Origin of the sequence: Kribbella sp. NPDC056345, assembly GCF_042262745.1 — a bacterium.
GTDB lineage: Bacteria > Actinomycetota > Actinomycetes > Propionibacteriales > Kribbellaceae > Kribbella.
On record NZ_JBHJQQ010000012.1, the window covers coordinates 125491 to 139782 of the forward strand.

Here is a 14292-nt window from a genome sequence, read left to right on the forward strand (position 1 = left end):
AGATCGAGGAGTGAGTCATGGCGAAACGCAAGGTGGCGAACCCGCTCGCCTTCGCCGTGCTCGGCAGCCTGTCCGAGCGACCGATGCACCCGTACGAGATCTCGACGACGCTCCGGAGCCGCGGCAAGGACTCCAGCATCAAGCTCAACTACGGCTCGCTGTACTCCGTCGTCGGCGCCTTGGAGAAGCACGGTTTCATCGAGGCGCAGGAGACCATCCGGGACGGCAACCGCCCGGAGCGGACGGTCTACCGGCTGACGGCGGCCGGGGAAGCCGAGTTCAAGGACTGGCTGACCGAGCTGCTCGGCTCACCGGCGCGCGAGTTCCACCCACTGGAGGCCGGGCTGGCCTACCTGCCAGGCCTGCATCCGGACCGGGTGGTCGAGCTGCTCGAGCAACGCCTGGTGGCAGTCGACGCGGAGATCGCACAGATCACCGCGGCCCACGAGCAGATGGCGTCGACAAACTTCCCGCGCATCTTCTGGGTCGAGTCGGAGTTCCGGCTGGCCCTGCTGCAGGCGGAGTCGGCGTACGTCCATCAGCTCGCCGAAGAGATCCGGGCCGATGCAGTGAGCGGCCTGCCGTTCCTGCGCCAGGCCTGGAAGAACTCCGTCGAGCTAGGCATCGCTCCGGCCGAGCAGCTCAAGGACCCGATCAAGTACTTCGGTCAGGAGTTCGACTGGATGAAGTACTAGTAAGAACGGCCCCGACCCACGGCGCGGCAACGCCAAGGGTCAGGGCCGCAGTTTCCTCAGAGTCGGTCCGAAGACCGGTTATCCAAGGGCACAACCATCAGGATAGCCAGACCTGGACCGACTCCCCATCACACAAGGGAGTCACCCCATGGCTACGCATGCCCTGGAAGCAGTCGAGCTGGTCAAGACGTATCCCCGTGATCACCGCGCACTCGACGGGCTGACCTTCAGCGTCGGCGAAGGCGTCGTACTCGGCCTGCTCGGTCCGAACGGCGCCGGCAAGTCGACCACCGTCAAGATCCTCACCACCCTGTCCCGCGCCGACTCCGGGACCGCCCGGGTCGCCGGGTACGACGTGATCCGCGAGCAGGACCAGGTCCGGCACGCGATCGGCTACGTGCCGCAGAAATCCAGCTCGGACCCGATGGCGACCGGGATCGAGAACCTGGTGCTGGGCGGCCGGATCTACGGTCTGTCCCGGACGGACGCCGTACGACGGGCCACCGAACTGCTCGAGCGGTTCGGCCTGACCGAGTTCGGTGGCCGCCAGGTCAAGACGTACTCCGGCGGCATGCAGCGCAAGCTGGATGTCGCGCTCGGCCTGGTCCATCGGCCGCAGGTGTTGTTCCTCGACGAGCCGACCACCGGTCTCGATCCGGAAGCCCGCGCGGACCTGTGGACCGAGGTCGGGCGACTGGCCGGCTCCGAGGGTCTGACCGTGCTGCTCACCACGCACTACCTCGAGGAGGCCGACCGGCTGGCCGATCGGCTCGCGATCGTCGACCACGGCAAGATCGTTGCCGAAGGCACCCCGGAAGGACTCAAGTCCGAGCTGCGCGGCGACTCGGTGCACGTCGAACTCGTCGAGGCCGATGCCGACGGGACAGTCCGCACCTTACTGGGCCAACTCCCCGGCATCACCGAGATAGTTGTCGAGGGCAAGGTGTTGCGTGCTCGCGTCGACCACGGCGCGACCGCAGTCCCCGCCGTACTGGGAATCCTTGAGGACAAGGCGATTCCGGTCTCCGCGGTGACAGTCTCGCGGCCGTCGCTGGACGACGTGTACCTGAATTACACCGGTCGTTCGTTCCAGGCAGCTGAGGAGGCGGCGTGATGACTACTGCAGTTGCGCACACCCGATTCATCACCGGTCGCTGGCTGCGCGCGTCGTACCGGCAACCGGCGCTGATCATCTTCACCTTGGTCCAGCCGGCGATCTGGTTGCTGCTGTTCGGGCAGGTCTTCCAGGGTGTCGTGAAGATCCCCGGGTTCGGCGACACGTCCTACATCGCCTTCCTGACACCGGGCATCGTGATGATGACCGCGCTGATGTCGAGCGGCTGGAGCGGTACGACGTTCATCGCGGACATGGAACGCGGTGTGATGGACCGGCTGCTCGCCTCACCGGTGAGCCGGGGCGGGCTGATGGCCGGGCAGCTGATCAGCAACGCGACCAATACGCTGATCCAGACCGTGCTCGTGTTCGTGATCGGGATGGCGGCCGGAGCCCGGTACGACGGTGGTCCAGCCGGCTACGCGGTCACGGCGGTGGCGTCGATGCTGGTCGGGATCGCGTTCGGATCACTCTCGAATGCCGTCGCGCTGCTGACCCGGCAGCAGGAGGCGCTGATCGGGATCTCGCAGTTCGTATCGCTACCGCTGACGTTCCTGTCGTCGATCATGATCGACCCGCAGGTGGCACCGCACTGGGTCTCCGTCGCCGCCCGTTTCAACCCGGTCGACTGGGCCGCGATCGCCGCCCGGCAGGCGCTGGCCGCCGACCCGGACTGGGCGTCGGTGCTGCGTCACGGCGGCTACCTCGCGGCGTTCACGCTGATCGTCGCGTGGCTGTCGACTCGCGCCTTCCGCACTTACCAGCGGTCGGTTTAACTACGGTCCTCGACCCAAAGGGCTGCAACCCCTTGGGTCGAGAACCAGCTTCGGTGTGGGCGGCGACGATCGCGTCGGCCGCTGCCCAGGGCTCGGCCGAGGCGTCCGGGCGGACGATCGCCCCGGACCGCTGGGCACTGAAGTGGGTCAGGACGGCGTCCTCGATCGCACGATCGCTGGTGGTGTTAACGAGAACATCGAGGCGCTGATGGTAGCCGAGAATGCCCGCCACGGCGTGCTCGGCTCGCTCCGGCGAGAACCCCAGCGCCTCGACCTGCCGGGGGAAGGCGCCGACCAGGTCGTAGACGGACTCCGGCTGCCGAGCCGCTGCCACGACGACAGCCCCGGACGCGGCGGCCGCAGCCACGATCGAGCGTCCCAGCGCGCCGTCCGCCCCGGTCACCAGCCAGACCTTCGCCATACCCGTGCTCCCCCTCGGTCGTGATAGCCCACCCTAAGTCAGACTCTAGTCCAAGTTGATGCCATAGTCTGCCCATGGACTCTGACTCGGCCACAGTCGATGCCGTGCCGCTCGGCCGCCGGGAGCGGAGCAAGGCGGCGCTGCGGCAGCGACTGCTGGACGCCGCGCTGGCCGCCTTCGAGGAGAAGGGCTACCGGGCCGCGACCATCGACGAGATCGCCGAACGCGCCGACGTCGCCCGGGCCACGGCGTTCAACCACTTCCCGCGCAAGGAAGACTTCCTGCTCGAGCTCATCCTGAAGCGGCGGAAGAGCGTCCGCGAGGGGCTCGAGCAGCTCCTGGAGTCCGGCGACCGGACCGTGCTCGACGCCATCCAGACTGTGGTCCAGGCGGCCGCCCACTCCTACGAGGCGAACCGGGGCATGAACCAGGCGATGATGCGCGCGATGCTCCAGTCCGGCGTGATGGCCACCTCCGGCTCGCACGCCACCGGCCTCCTCTTCGGCCGCGCGATCGCCCTCGGCCAGGAACGCGGTGAGATCCGTGCCGACCTGGATCCGTACGCGATCGGCAACGTGCTCTTCGACAGCTACACCGGCATCCTCTACCGCTGGGGACTCGGCGAGGTCGAGATCCCGCTCGAACAGGCCTTCAGTACCGTGCATGACGTCGTGGTCCCCGGAATTACACCGCGCTAGCCGGCGCGCGGAGCGCGTCTTTCCGGCACGCTTGAAGCAACTGACTGTTGCTTTGAGGAGAATGCGCATGAGCAGAGCGAGTCGCCGGGCCGTCCTCGGCGGTGCTGTCGCCACCGCCGCCGGTATCGCCGCCAGTGGAACATCCACCGCCGCCCGCCGCCCAGCGGGCAGATTCGCCGGGAAGGTCGTGCTGATCACCGGCGGGACCTCAGGCATCGGCGAGGCCGCCGCTCGGGCCTTCGCCGCCGCCGGTGCCCGGGTCGCCTTCAGCGGGCGGCGAACCACGCTGGGCCGCGAGGTCGAGCGAACCATCCGAGCTGCTCGCGGCGAAGCGACGTACCTGGAGGCTGACGTCCGCGAACCGGCCTCGGTGCAGAACTTCGTCGACACTGCTGTCCGCCAGTACGGGCGCCTCGACATCGCGTTCAACAACGCCGGTGTCCAGGTGGGGTCGGTCGCGGACTGGGAGGACGGGCTGGCCACCAATGCGCGTGGGCAGTTCCTGTCGATGAAGTACGAGCTACCGCATCTGATCGCGAGCGGAGGCGGGCACATCATCAGCAACTCGGCGGCCGCGCAGGATCTGGTCCGGACCGCGGCGGCCGAGTACGCCGTACAAGGTGTGCGTGTGAACACGATCCTGGCCGGGGCCGTTCCGGCTGCTGTGGCTGCGGCCGCTGTACTCGGGTTGGCGGGGGACGAGTTCAGCTACCTGACCGGCGCGACGATCCCGGTCGGCGGTGGTCTCGCCTGATGCAGGCCGTCGTCGTCCACGGGCCAGGTGACGTTCGCGTCGAGTCGCGGCCGGATCCGTCGCCTGGACGTGATGAAGTCGTCGTCGCGATGGAGTGGGGCGGGGTGTGCGGGAGTGACATCTCGTACGCCCGGGACGGCTCATCCGGTACGTCGGGGCATGCCGTGGGCGATGCCGTCACGGTGCACCCTGCGTCGCCGTCGGCGGAGCCACTGCCCGCACTCGTCGCCGGGCGGACGAACCTGCATCGGGAGGTTCGGTATTTCGGCTCGGCGGCATTCGACCCACACGAGGACGGCGGGTTCTCGACGTACCGGGTGGTGCGGGTGGATCAGCTGCGGGCGTTGCCTGATGGTCTGTCCACTCGGATTGCTGCGCTGGCCGAACCACTGGCTGTTGCGTTGCACGCAGTCGATCGGCTGCCGGGTGTGCACGGCCAGACCGTCTTTGTGAACGGCGCTGGGTGCGGACGAGGTGTTCGATGCTCGGGTTGGGTTGCCGGCCGATATCCCGTTGGTGGTCGAGGCTTCCGGGGTTTCGGCGGCGCTCGGTGGTGTGCTGCGGGCGACGGCTCGCGGCGGAACCGTCGTACAGGTTGGGAATCTGCCGATCACGCCGACGCCTGCTGTGCTTGGCGATCTGGTCAGCCGGGAGATCACCTGGACCGGTTCGTACCGGTTCGTCGACGAGATCACCGAGGCTGTCGCGCTGCTGGCCGGTGGGCTGGACGTGACACCGCTGATCGCGGCCGAGTTCGACCTCGCCGACGCCGCGGCCGCTCTGGCAGCAGCCGCGTCGACGGCCGGGAAGGTCTTACTACGCTTGGGCTGAGAGGGCTTCGGCGTACCAGGGCTTGATGATCCCGTCGATGATCGCGAGCCGCTCGTCGAACGGGATGAAGGCGGACTTCATCGCATTGATCGCGAACCACCGGAAGTCCGCCAGCCCGTAGCCGAAGGCCTCCGCCAGCAACGCCAGCTCGCGGCTCATCGACGTACCGGACATCAACCGGTTGTCGGTGTTGACCGTGACCCGGAAGCGCAGCTTGGTCAGCAACCCGATCGGGTGCTCGGCCATCGACTCGGCCGCACCGGTCTGCAGGTTCGAGCTCGGGCACATCTCCAGCGGAATCCGCCGATCCCGCACGTACGCCGCCAGCCGCCCCAGCTCGACCTTCTCGCCGGCCGGGTCGTGGCTGATGTCGTCGATGATCCGCACCCCGTGCCCCAACCGGTCCGCCCCACACCACTGGATCGCCTGCCAGATCGACGGCAGCCCGAACGCCTCACCCGCGTGGATGGTGAAGTGCGCGTTCTCCCGTTGCAGGTACTCGAACGCATCCAGGTGCCGGGTGGGCGGATACCCCGCCTCCGCGCCGGCGATGTCGAACCCCACCACGCCCGCATCCCGGTACGCGACCGACAACTCCGCGATCTCCATCGACCGCGCCTGATGCCGCATCGCCGTCAGCAACTGCCGCGCCACGATCGGCCGCTCCGCCACCGCCATCCCGTGCTCGAACCCCTCCCGCACGGCATCCACCACCTGCTCCAGCGACAACCCCTTGGTCAGATGCTGCTCCGGCGCATATCGCACCTCCGCATACACCACCCCGTCCGCCGCCAGATCCTGCACACATTCACTGGCCACCCGCTTGATCGCCTCAGCCGTCTGCATCACCGCGACCGTGTGATCAAACGTCTCCAAGTACCGCTCCAGCGACCCCGAGTCCGCCGACTCCACGAACCACGCGCCCAGCTCCCCCGCATCCTCCCGAGGAAGCTTGTGCCCGACATCCTTCGCCAGCTCCACCACAGTCCCCGGCCGCAACCCACCATCGAGATGGTCATGCAGCAGCACCTTCGGCGCCGCACTCAACTGCTCAGGCGTGATCATCCACCCATCTTGCCACCGGTATCAGGTGGGGTTGATGCGGAAGGCGGGGACGCCGGGGGCCACGTGCTGGAGGACCTCGTCGGGGGAGTCCTTGGTGACGTCGCCTTCGAAGAAGGCTCCTACTTCCCAGGACCACTTCTGCAGGTAGAGGCGGAGGATCTCGGTCTTGTCGGCGTCGGCGAGCTCTTCGGCGTGGAAGGTTTCGGTGGTGCGGCCCAGCTGGAGGCGGGCTTCGGGAGTGGCGCGGAGGTTGCGGACCCATTGGGTGTGGCCGCGGGGGGCTACCAGGTAGCGCTGGCCGTCGAGGACCAGGAGGTTGACGGGGGTACTGCGCCACTCGCCGGACTTGCGGCCGCGGACGGAGAGGACGCGGCTGCCCATCAGGCTGAGACCGAGCTTGGTGAGCCGGGCGACGATCCGGTTGAAGACGCGCATGCTGCCGGCGCCGCCGGTGAAGACGCGCTGGTGGTCGTAGGTCTGCTTGTACTCCGGCATCGCGGGCACTCCTTCTGAGCGGTTTGCGAGAGCAGTGCTCTCTGTTGTGATCAGTGAACACGTGAGCAGTGATCATTGTCAAGAGCACTGCTCTCGGTTGTGTGGCAAACTAGGGGCCATGAGCGCTCCACGAACCGCCCGTGAGCGGGCCCGGGCCGAGCTGACCGGCGAGATCAAGGCGGCCGCGCGGCGGCAACTGGAGACCAGCGGGGCCGAGAGTCTGTCCCTGCGGGCGATCTCCCGCGAGCTCGGCATGGTGTCGTCGGCGCTCTACCGCTACTTCCCGAGCCGGGACGACCTGCTCACCGCGCTCATCATCGACGCGTACGACGCCCTCGGCGAGGCCGCCGAGGCCGCAGCCCGGAAGGAGTACCCGCACCCCCGTGAGGCCTGGGTCGCCGTGTACGCCGCCGTCCGCGACTGGGCCCGTGCCAACCCGCATGAGTACGCGCTGATCTACGGATCCCCGATCACCGGCTACCAGGCCCCGCAGACCACCGTGCAGCCCGCGGCCCGGGTGCCGGTGGTCCTGTTGCGCATCCTCACGCAGGCCCGTGAGGAGGGTTGGCTGCCGGAGCTCGATGCCCCCGAACCCACCGGCCGGCTGGCCGAGCAGGTCGACGTGATCGCCCCGCTGGCACCCGGCGTACCGCGGCCGATGTTGCTGCGGCTGGTGATCGCGTGGACCCAGCTCTTCGGGATGATCAGCTTCGAGTTGTTCGGTCAGCTGGTCGGATCGATGGACCCGGCCGACGACTTCTTCCTCGAGACCAGCCGGCAGATGGCCGAGTACGTCGGGATCAGCTGAACGCCTTCGGGAGGGGCAGCGGCAGCGCCCGCCGTACTCGCTGCACGTAGTCCTCACGCGGGATCGAGATCGCACCCATCGTCGCGAGATGGTCGGTCACCCACTGGATGTCGAACACCCGCTCGGCTGCGTACTCGTCGTCCAGCAGCTCGATCAGCCCGGCCACCGCGGCCTTCGAACCGTCGGTCTTGTGGTGGAACATCGACTCCCCGGCGAACAGTCCGCCGATCGCGACGCCGTACAGACCGCCCGCGAGTTCGTCGCCGTCCCAGGCCTCGACCGAGTGCACCCAGCCGAGCCGATGCAGTTCGGTGTACGACGCGATGATGTCCTGATCGATCCACGCCCCCGGCCGGCGCGGGTCCGCGCACGCCCGGATCACCTGGTCGAACGCCGTGTTGACCCGGATCTCGAACTTGCCCCGGGCCCGCCGTACCGTCCGCGTCGGCCGATACCCGGCCACCTCGATCACGCCGCGGTCGACCGGCGACCACCACAGCACCGAAGCGCGGTGGTCCGGCATCGGGAACAACCCCTGCCGGTACGCCGCCAGGATCGTCCCCGGATGCAGATCCGCCCCACCGGCCACGACGTCACTGTCACCGGCGACCGACACCGGCGGGAAGTCCCACACGGACGCAGCAGGCTCGACAGGCACACCCACATCCTGGACCACGGCACATTCCAGGGGACACCGAGGGTTTCTCCCGAGTGGTGATCGGACACCAGCCACGTAGAGTTGAACTACGCCCGGGTCTCCGACGCATGGGCGGAAAGGAGCACCCGTGGCCGGAGTAGCCAGGTTCGTCGCCAGTAGTCTCGCGCCCGCCGCCCAGCGGTTCGCGCCCCAAGCAGCGGCGGGCATACTGCGCCAGATCCTCGAGTTCGCCATCGACGGGTACCAGCGCTTCCCGAGTGCCGAGCGGGTCGCGGAGAACAAACTCGCGAAGGTCGGCGGCGACGTCCAGCTCGCCATCGATGCCGTGGTCGACCAGCACATCCGCCTGGCCGGCGTACAGGGCTTCGTCACCAGCATCGGCGGTCTGGTCACGCTCCCGGTCGCTCTCCCGGCGAACATGACCGGCCTGGCCATCGTGCAGGCCCGGATGGTCGCCGCGATCGCCCACCTGCGCGGCTACGACCTCGACGACCCCCGCGTCCGGACGGCGGTCATCACCTGCCTGCTCGGCGAGGACGGTGTCACCGACCGCCTGAAGAAGTCGAGCCTGGTCACGTCACCGCTCGCGATCGCCACCGCACCCGTCTTCGACCCCGAGCTGGACCGCCAGGTCGCGACCGAGGTCGTCGCCGAACTGATCGCCCGGGTCAGCGGCAAACGAATGGCCATCACCGTCACCCGCCGAGTCCCACTCCTCGGCGGCGTGGTCGGAGGAGGAGTCGACGGCTGGTCGACGTACCGAATCGGTCAGTACGCCGACAAGAGCCTCATCCGCCGCATCCGCCGCCCGATCGAGCCTTAGCCCCCGTAGTCACCGAGGCGTTCGTCGAGCTGCGGTTCGACGCGTTCAGCCTCGGCTTCCAGCGCGACCTGAACTACCGAGCCCCGACCTGGCCGGATCCGCGCGTCCCACAGCAATGCCACCTCGACTTCATGGCCGCGGATCTGGACGCCGAGCAGGCGCGGGTGATCGAGGCCGGCGCAACAGCAACCGCCGTACAGCCGGCACCGGAGACGTTCCGGGTGTTCCTCGATCCGGCCGGACACCCGTTCTGTCTGACCACGTGGCGGACGCCGAGCGGCCCGCCGGAATCACGCTGAGCTCACCAGTCCCAGGCCGCCGCCGGTGTCACCATGAGCTCAGCAGCCGCCCAGTACGGCGGCGTTGTACTCCATGGTTCCTCGCTTGTACGCCGCGCCGCACAGCGAGGAGCCCTGCCACTGCGTCCGGAACGAGCGCCACTTGCCGTTCTCGGTGGTGTACGAGCGTCCGCCGGGCTTGCAGACGTGGTACGAGTACTGGCCGCCGTAGACCCGGGTGCCGGACCACAGGATGTATCTGCGCTGCCTGTTCGGCGCCGCGATCGTCCAGGTGTCGGTCACTGTCTTCGAGGTGGTCCGCGATCCACCGGCCATCAGCTTCGCACCGACGGTGACGCTCGCCTTGGCGATGACCACGCCGGCCTTCGCCGACGCCTCGGTGTAGATATCGACGCCGGCGCTATAGGTCCGGTCGACCCTGAGGGCGACCTGCCGGTTGAAACCGACGCCTGGCGCCAGCGAGATGCCTTCCATGTGGGTGGGCGCGTTGGAGACCTTGGTCCCACTGACCGTCGCCCACTTCGTACCGGCCTTGCAGACCTGCGGATAGGCCGACGCTGTACCCGGTGCGATCGCGACCAGGGCCGGTGCTGCCAAGGCCAGGACCGTCGCGATCCGGATCCCCCTACGAACCTTCATGAGTCACCTCTGTCCATTTCCGGCACCCACTATGAGCGCCGTGCAACAGACTGGCGTGAGCTCCTGGGACCGAACAGGGACAAAGTGGTACACCACCGCCGTCAGGCGGGCGGTGTCGTTCCGTGAGCGGCGTAGACCTCTTCGGCCAGCGTCAGCTGTTTCCGCCCCTCGGCGCTCCGGCCCAGAGCGAGGTACGTGTGCCCGAGCCCGGTCCGGACGTGCGCCTCGCGGTGCCATAGCTCCCGGCTCACCGCTATGTCCAAGCTCTCGAGGTAGACCGCCAACGCGTCCGTGTGGCGGCCGAGATCGCCATAGGCGGCGCCCAGTTCACACAACGCCTCGGCCAGGACGCCCCACCTGTCGTGCTCGCGGATACCGTCGACCGCCGCCAGCAGCACCGGGATCGCGGCAGCCGCTTGCCCGCACTCTCGCAACGACGAGCCGGCGCTGATGCGCATCCTGCACAGCACATGCACGTCGTCCTGCACGAGCGCGATCGCCCGCTCGAACGGCTCCAGCTGTCGCTCGGGCTCCCCATTGCGTCCGTACAGCATGCCGAGCGTCAGCTGTGCCCACGCGCCGAGGTCGGCGGCCTCGGGTTCCCGTGCGATCAGCTCGAGCGCCTCATGGACAGACCGAAAGCCCTCCGGCGTGCGATCGGCCTGCTCGAGCATGTGGGCGAGGTTCACCAGCGAGCTGGTCAGGAACCGCGGCTGCCCGATCAACCGCGCGGCGTCCGTCGCCAGTGCCAACTGGTCCGCAGCCGCAGAGAAGTCGTCGAGCTCGCCGAGTGCCAGACCCAGGTCGAAACGGACGAGTGCCGCGCTGACCGGATCCGTCCCCAGCTCGACCACCTCGGCGGCCGCCCGGTTCACATCGCGCCACTCCAGCCACCGCTGCCGAGCCGGCCCGAAGACGTTCATCCCGACGGCGATCCGGACGGCGAGCTGCCGATCCTCCGCAGTACCCCGGACTGCCCGCCGTACCAGCTCGACCAGCGTGGTCCGGTCGGCGTCCAACCAATCGAGGACCTCCTCGAGCTCGGTCAGATCACGGGCCTCCTGGGCCCAGGCAGCGTCCCGCCAGGCCGCGCTCATCGGCGCCTCGCCCGCCAACTCGTCGGCCCGCCAGAGCATCGCGAGGTAGCAGCGGAGCACCCGCTCCCCGACGAGCCGCTGATCCTGTGCGCTCGCACCTTCACGACCCACAGCCCGGACCAGGTCGTGCAGCCGGTAGCGGTGCAGCGTCGGGGCCTCCAGCAGATGCACGTCGACCAGCCGGTCGAGCAGCTCCTCCGTGTCGTCGAGCGTCCGTCCCAGCGCCGCGGCTGCGACCCGCAGCGGGAACTCGCCCGGATCGAGCAGAGCCAGTACGCCGAACGCGTCCGCCGCGTCCCGATCGGCTGCCACCGACCGCAGGTCGTCGATCGACAACACAATCGACGCCCGGACACCGGTCTCCCCGTCGGCGAGCTCGCCGAGCCGGGTGCTCACATCAGCCAGCCGGTCCGCGAGCTCCTGGAGCGGCCGACCGGCTGACAGGCGGGTGCCGGCGATGCGGAGCGCCAGCGGCAGGTTGCCGCAGGCATGGACGACAGTCAGCGCCGCCTCGGGTTCGGCCGCGACGAGAGCCGCACCGATGACCTCGCCGAGCAGCTGCAGCGCCTCGTCGTCGGACAGCACATCGAGCCTCAGATGCAGCGCACCGGCCAGCTCGTCGAGCAGCCGACGACTGGTGATCACCGCGGCAGATCCCGACGTACCGGGGATCAGTGGAGCGACCTGGTCCGCAGTGGCCGCGTCGTCGAGTACGACGAGGACCCGGCGACCCGCGATCGCGGTCCGGTAGCGAGCTGTCGCCACAGCGAGGTCGTCCGGGATCTCCTGCGCCGGTACGCCGAGGGTCCGGAGCAGGGCGGCGAGGGCCTGCAGCGGCGGGATCGGCTCGGTCTCGCCCCGCAGGTTCAGGTAGATGCGGCCATCGGGGAACTCGTCCTCGACGAGGTGGCCGACGTGCACCGCGAGCGTGGTCTTACCGACCCCACCCATGCCGGTCACCGCGGAGATCACGACACTCGTCGCGTGCGCAGGCTGACCGGTCCGCCGCAGGAGCTCGGTCAACGTCCGCACCGGCTCTGTCCGGCCGACGAAGTCCGTGACACCTGTCGGCAGGCGGTCCGGGGTCTCGGTAGGGCGGCGAGCAGCTTGCTCGAGCAGATCCCGGTCGTCGTCGGCGAGCTGCAAAGCGTTGGCCAGACTGCTCACGGTGAGCGCGCGGGGGTAGCGGCGCCGCCCGATCTCCAGTGTGCGGATCGCCTCCACGCTGAGTCCGGCGCGTTCGGCGAGCTGCTCCTGCGTGAGTCCGGCCTCGGCTCGGTACCGGCGTAACAGTTCCGGTACGCCGCTCACGTCGTACTCGCCGCTCGGCCGGCCAGGAGCCAGCCGCGGAGATCCGCGGGTGACCAGGACGGCCGACCGATCATCCGCGCGGCCGCTCGCCGCAGGGCGGTCGGCATCCCACCGCACAGCTCGACAACCTCGAGGGTCGCCGTCAGGTCCTGCTGCCATCGATCGGGGCCCACGATCCGGTGCAGCAGCCGCACCGCGTCCGCAGCCGGGAGACCGCCCAGCTCGACACAGTTCTCCGCTGCGGGAAGCGGCTTCCTACTGGTGATGACGACCGCCCCATTCGTTGCCCTGGGCACCTGTTCTGGTGATTCGACGTTGTCGAGCACGACGAGCCCACCCTCGGGGACCCGGATCGAAGCCGCCGTACAAGGGCGGTTCACGAAGATCTCGCCGGCCGGAAACGTGACCCGCCGCGCCGCGTGCACTGCTAAGGCCGTCTTGCCCGAGCCGGCTGGGCCACTGATCACGATCGTCCCGGGCGCGGCCAGGAGCCCGACCAACCGACGTACCTCATCGCCGCGGCCGGTGAAGTCCTGGACATCCGCCGGGAGTTCGTGGGGCACGGCTTCCCGGTTCGGTCCCGCTGCGGCCGCAACGAACCCGGCGCGGTCCTCTCCGGTCAGACCGAGCGCATCGGCCAGCGACTGCAGGGTGTCCCCACGCGGCGACTTCCGCCGGCCGGACTCGAGGCTGCGAATCGTTTCAACTCCCACGCCGGACCGCTCGGCCAGGCTCGCCTGCGTCAGCTGGGCCGCGCCGCGGAACCGGCGCAACAACTCGCCGAACGAGGAATCCATCCCGCCCCCGAATCCGTTGCCCGAAGGGGCACCGGAATGCTACCCGGAGTGACGGGTCAGCCGGCGAGAGCCTGTACGACGCGGCTCGGCGAAGGCTTGCCGAGTTGTTCGGCCATCCAGACGCTGGTCTCGACGAGCTTGGGCAGGTCGACGCCGGTGCTGATGCCGAGACCGTTGAGCTGCCAGAGCAGGTCCTCGGTGGCGAGGTTGCCGGTAGCGGACTCGGCGTACGGGCAGCCGCCGAGGCCGCCGGCCGAGCTGTCGACGGTGGTGACGCCTTCACGGAGGGCGGTCAGGGTGTTGGCCAGCGCTTGGCCGTAGGTGTCGTGGAAGTGGACGGCGAGTTTGTCGGTGCCGACGCCGGCCTGGGTGAAGGCCGAGATCAGGGCGGTCACGTGGCCCGGGGTCGCGACACCGATCGTGTCGCCGAGGGAGAGCTCGTGGCAGCCGAGGTCGACCAGCCGGGCGCCGACCGCCACAACCTGGTCGATCGGTACGTCGCCCTCCCACGGATCGCCGTAACACATCGACACGTAGCCACGGACGCTCAATCCCGCGGCCAGCGCCCGCTCGACGGTCGGCGTGAACATCGCGAACTGTTCGTCGACCGTCGAGTTCAGGTTCTTCGCCGCGAAGGTCTCGGTGGCGCTGGCGAAGATCGCGATCTCGCGCACACCGGACGCGAGGGCACGATCCAGGCCGCGCTCGTTCGGCACCAGGACCGGGGCGCGGACGTCGTCGGGGAGGTCGAGCTGGTCGAGCAGCTCCGTTGCGTCGGCGAGCTGGGGGACCCACTTCGGGGACACGAAACTGGTCGTCTCCACGGTCCGCAGACCGGCCTCGATCAGCCGCCGGATGAACTCGGCCTTGACCTTGACGTCGACGATCGCGGACTCGTTCTGCAGTCCGTCCCGCGGTCCGACCTCGTAGATCGTGACCTGATCGGGCAGTCCCTCGGCCTGCACCAGTTGCGGTGTCCGCATGTGTCGCCTCCGTGCGTTCGGTGGTTCT

Annotated in this window: 18 protein-coding genes; 9 read left to right on the plus strand and 9 right to left on the minus strand. The window is 68.8% G+C overall.

The genetic code is table 11. The features are described from left to right. Positions 1–17: 17 nt before the first annotated feature. The 3 genes from ACFCV3_RS33590 to ACFCV3_RS33600 all read left to right on the plus strand — a co-directional run bounded on the left by ACFCV3_RS33590 (position 18) and on the right by ACFCV3_RS33600 (position 2585). Positions 18–695 (plus strand): PadR family transcriptional regulator, encoded by a 678-nt coding sequence (locus ACFCV3_RS33590; protein ID WP_376036992.1) that lies wholly within the window; start codon positions 18–20, stop codon positions 693–695. A 148-nt stretch (positions 696–843) separates the two neighbouring features. Next, a complete protein-coding gene (locus ACFCV3_RS33595; protein WP_376036994.1) occupies positions 844–1809 on the plus strand; it encodes an ATP-binding cassette domain-containing protein in 966 nt (321 codons plus the stop codon). After that, on the plus strand, positions 1809–2585 hold the full coding sequence (locus ACFCV3_RS33600) for an ABC transporter permease (RefSeq protein ID WP_376036996.1): 777 nt from the start codon (positions 1809–1811) through the stop codon (positions 2583–2585). The genes ACFCV3_RS33595 and ACFCV3_RS33600 overlap by 1 nt, the downstream gene beginning before the upstream one ends. On the opposite strand, the gene ACFCV3_RS33605 is transcribed toward ACFCV3_RS33600, so the two are convergent. Then, entirely contained in the window at positions 2524–3006 is a 483-nt protein-coding gene (locus ACFCV3_RS33605; protein WP_376036998.1) for an SDR family NAD(P)-dependent oxidoreductase, read from the minus strand. The genes ACFCV3_RS33600 and ACFCV3_RS33605 overlap by 62 nt on opposite strands. Before the next feature lie 74 nt (positions 3007–3080). Here ACFCV3_RS33605 and ACFCV3_RS33610 point away from each other — a divergent pair, with 74 nt between their 5' ends. The 3 genes from ACFCV3_RS33610 to ACFCV3_RS33620 all read left to right on the plus strand — a co-directional run bounded on the left by ACFCV3_RS33610 (position 3081) and on the right by ACFCV3_RS33620 (position 5289). Then, positions 3081–3704 (plus strand): TetR/AcrR family transcriptional regulator, encoded by a 624-nt coding sequence (locus tag ACFCV3_RS33610; protein ID WP_376037000.1) that lies wholly within the window; start codon positions 3081–3083, stop codon positions 3702–3704. 67 nt (positions 3705–3771) lie between these two features. Further along, positions 3772–4458, plus strand: coding sequence for an SDR family NAD(P)-dependent oxidoreductase (locus ACFCV3_RS33615; RefSeq protein ID WP_376037002.1), 687 nt, complete (start codon positions 3772–3774; stop codon positions 4456–4458). Between the two features lie 459 nt (positions 4459–4917). Beyond that, entirely contained in the window at positions 4918–5289 is a 372-nt protein-coding gene (locus ACFCV3_RS33620; RefSeq protein ID WP_376037170.1) for a zinc-binding dehydrogenase, read from the plus strand. Here ACFCV3_RS33620 and ACFCV3_RS33625 read toward each other — a convergent pair. Next, on the minus strand, positions 5275–6354 hold the full coding sequence (locus ACFCV3_RS33625) for an adenosine deaminase (RefSeq protein WP_376037004.1): 1080 nt from the start codon (positions 6352–6354) through the stop codon (positions 5275–5277). The two genes, ACFCV3_RS33620 and ACFCV3_RS33625, sit on opposite strands and share 15 nt — an antisense overlap. A gap of 21 nt (positions 6355–6375) precedes the next feature. Continuing rightward, the gene (locus ACFCV3_RS33630) at positions 6376–6849 is read right to left on the minus strand and encodes a nitroreductase family deazaflavin-dependent oxidoreductase (RefSeq protein WP_376037006.1); all 474 of its coding nucleotides are present in this window, start codon (positions 6847–6849) and stop codon (positions 6376–6378) included. Between the two features lie 118 nt (positions 6850–6967). Between ACFCV3_RS33630 and ACFCV3_RS33635 the strand changes: the two genes are divergently transcribed. Then, complete coding sequence (locus ACFCV3_RS33635; RefSeq protein WP_376037009.1) at positions 6968–7657, plus strand: TetR/AcrR family transcriptional regulator; 690 nt, start codon at positions 6968–6970, stop codon at positions 7655–7657. Here the strand turns inward: ACFCV3_RS33635 and aat are convergent. Then, the gene (aat, locus tag ACFCV3_RS33640; protein ID WP_376037012.1) at positions 7650–8315 is read right to left on the minus strand and encodes a leucyl/phenylalanyl-tRNA--protein transferase; all 666 of its coding nucleotides are present in this window, start codon (positions 8313–8315) and stop codon (positions 7650–7652) included. The two genes, ACFCV3_RS33635 and aat, sit on opposite strands and share 8 nt — an antisense overlap. 127 nt (positions 8316–8442) lie before the next feature. Between aat and ACFCV3_RS33645 the strand changes: the two genes are divergently transcribed. Continuing rightward, complete coding sequence (locus ACFCV3_RS33645; RefSeq protein ID WP_376037015.1) at positions 8443–9138, plus strand: EcsC family protein; 696 nt, start codon at positions 8443–8445, stop codon at positions 9136–9138. Here ACFCV3_RS33645 and ACFCV3_RS33650 read toward each other — a convergent pair. Continuing rightward, entirely contained in the window at positions 9135–9260 is a 126-nt protein-coding gene (locus tag ACFCV3_RS33650) for a hypothetical protein (RefSeq protein ID WP_376037018.1), read from the minus strand. The genes ACFCV3_RS33645 and ACFCV3_RS33650 overlap by 4 nt on opposite strands. On the opposite strand from ACFCV3_RS33650, the gene ACFCV3_RS33655 reads away from it, so the two are divergent. Further along, positions 9207–9437 carry a VOC family protein gene (locus tag ACFCV3_RS33655; RefSeq protein ID WP_376037172.1) on the plus strand — a complete coding sequence of 77 codons (231 nt, stop codon included), beginning with the start codon at positions 9207–9209 and terminating at the stop codon, positions 9435–9437. The two genes, ACFCV3_RS33650 and ACFCV3_RS33655, sit on opposite strands and share 54 nt — an antisense overlap. 39 nt (positions 9438–9476) lie before the next feature. Here the strand turns inward: ACFCV3_RS33655 and ACFCV3_RS33660 are convergent, their stop codons facing one another. The 4 genes from ACFCV3_RS33660 to ACFCV3_RS33675 all read right to left on the minus strand — a co-directional run bounded on the left by ACFCV3_RS33660 (position 9477) and on the right by ACFCV3_RS33675 (position 14264). Next, entirely contained in the window at positions 9477–10076 is a 600-nt protein-coding gene (locus tag ACFCV3_RS33660; protein ID WP_376037020.1) for a hypothetical protein, read from the minus strand. Positions 10077–10177: 101 nt separating this feature from the next. Beyond that, positions 10178–12484, minus strand: coding sequence for an NB-ARC domain-containing protein (locus tag ACFCV3_RS33665; protein WP_376037175.1), 2307 nt, complete (start codon positions 12482–12484; stop codon positions 10178–10180). Next, positions 12481–13281: a helix-turn-helix domain-containing protein gene (locus ACFCV3_RS33670; RefSeq protein ID WP_376037023.1), complete on the minus strand. Its 801-nt coding sequence runs from the start codon at positions 13279–13281 to the stop codon at positions 12481–12483. Before ACFCV3_RS33670 ends, ACFCV3_RS33665 begins: the two co-directional genes overlap by 4 nt. A 56-nt stretch (positions 13282–13337) precedes the next feature. After that, positions 13338–14264 (minus strand): hydroxymethylglutaryl-CoA lyase, encoded by a 927-nt coding sequence (locus ACFCV3_RS33675; protein ID WP_376037026.1) that lies wholly within the window; start codon positions 14262–14264, stop codon positions 13338–13340. Positions 14265–14292 lie beyond the last annotated feature (28 nt).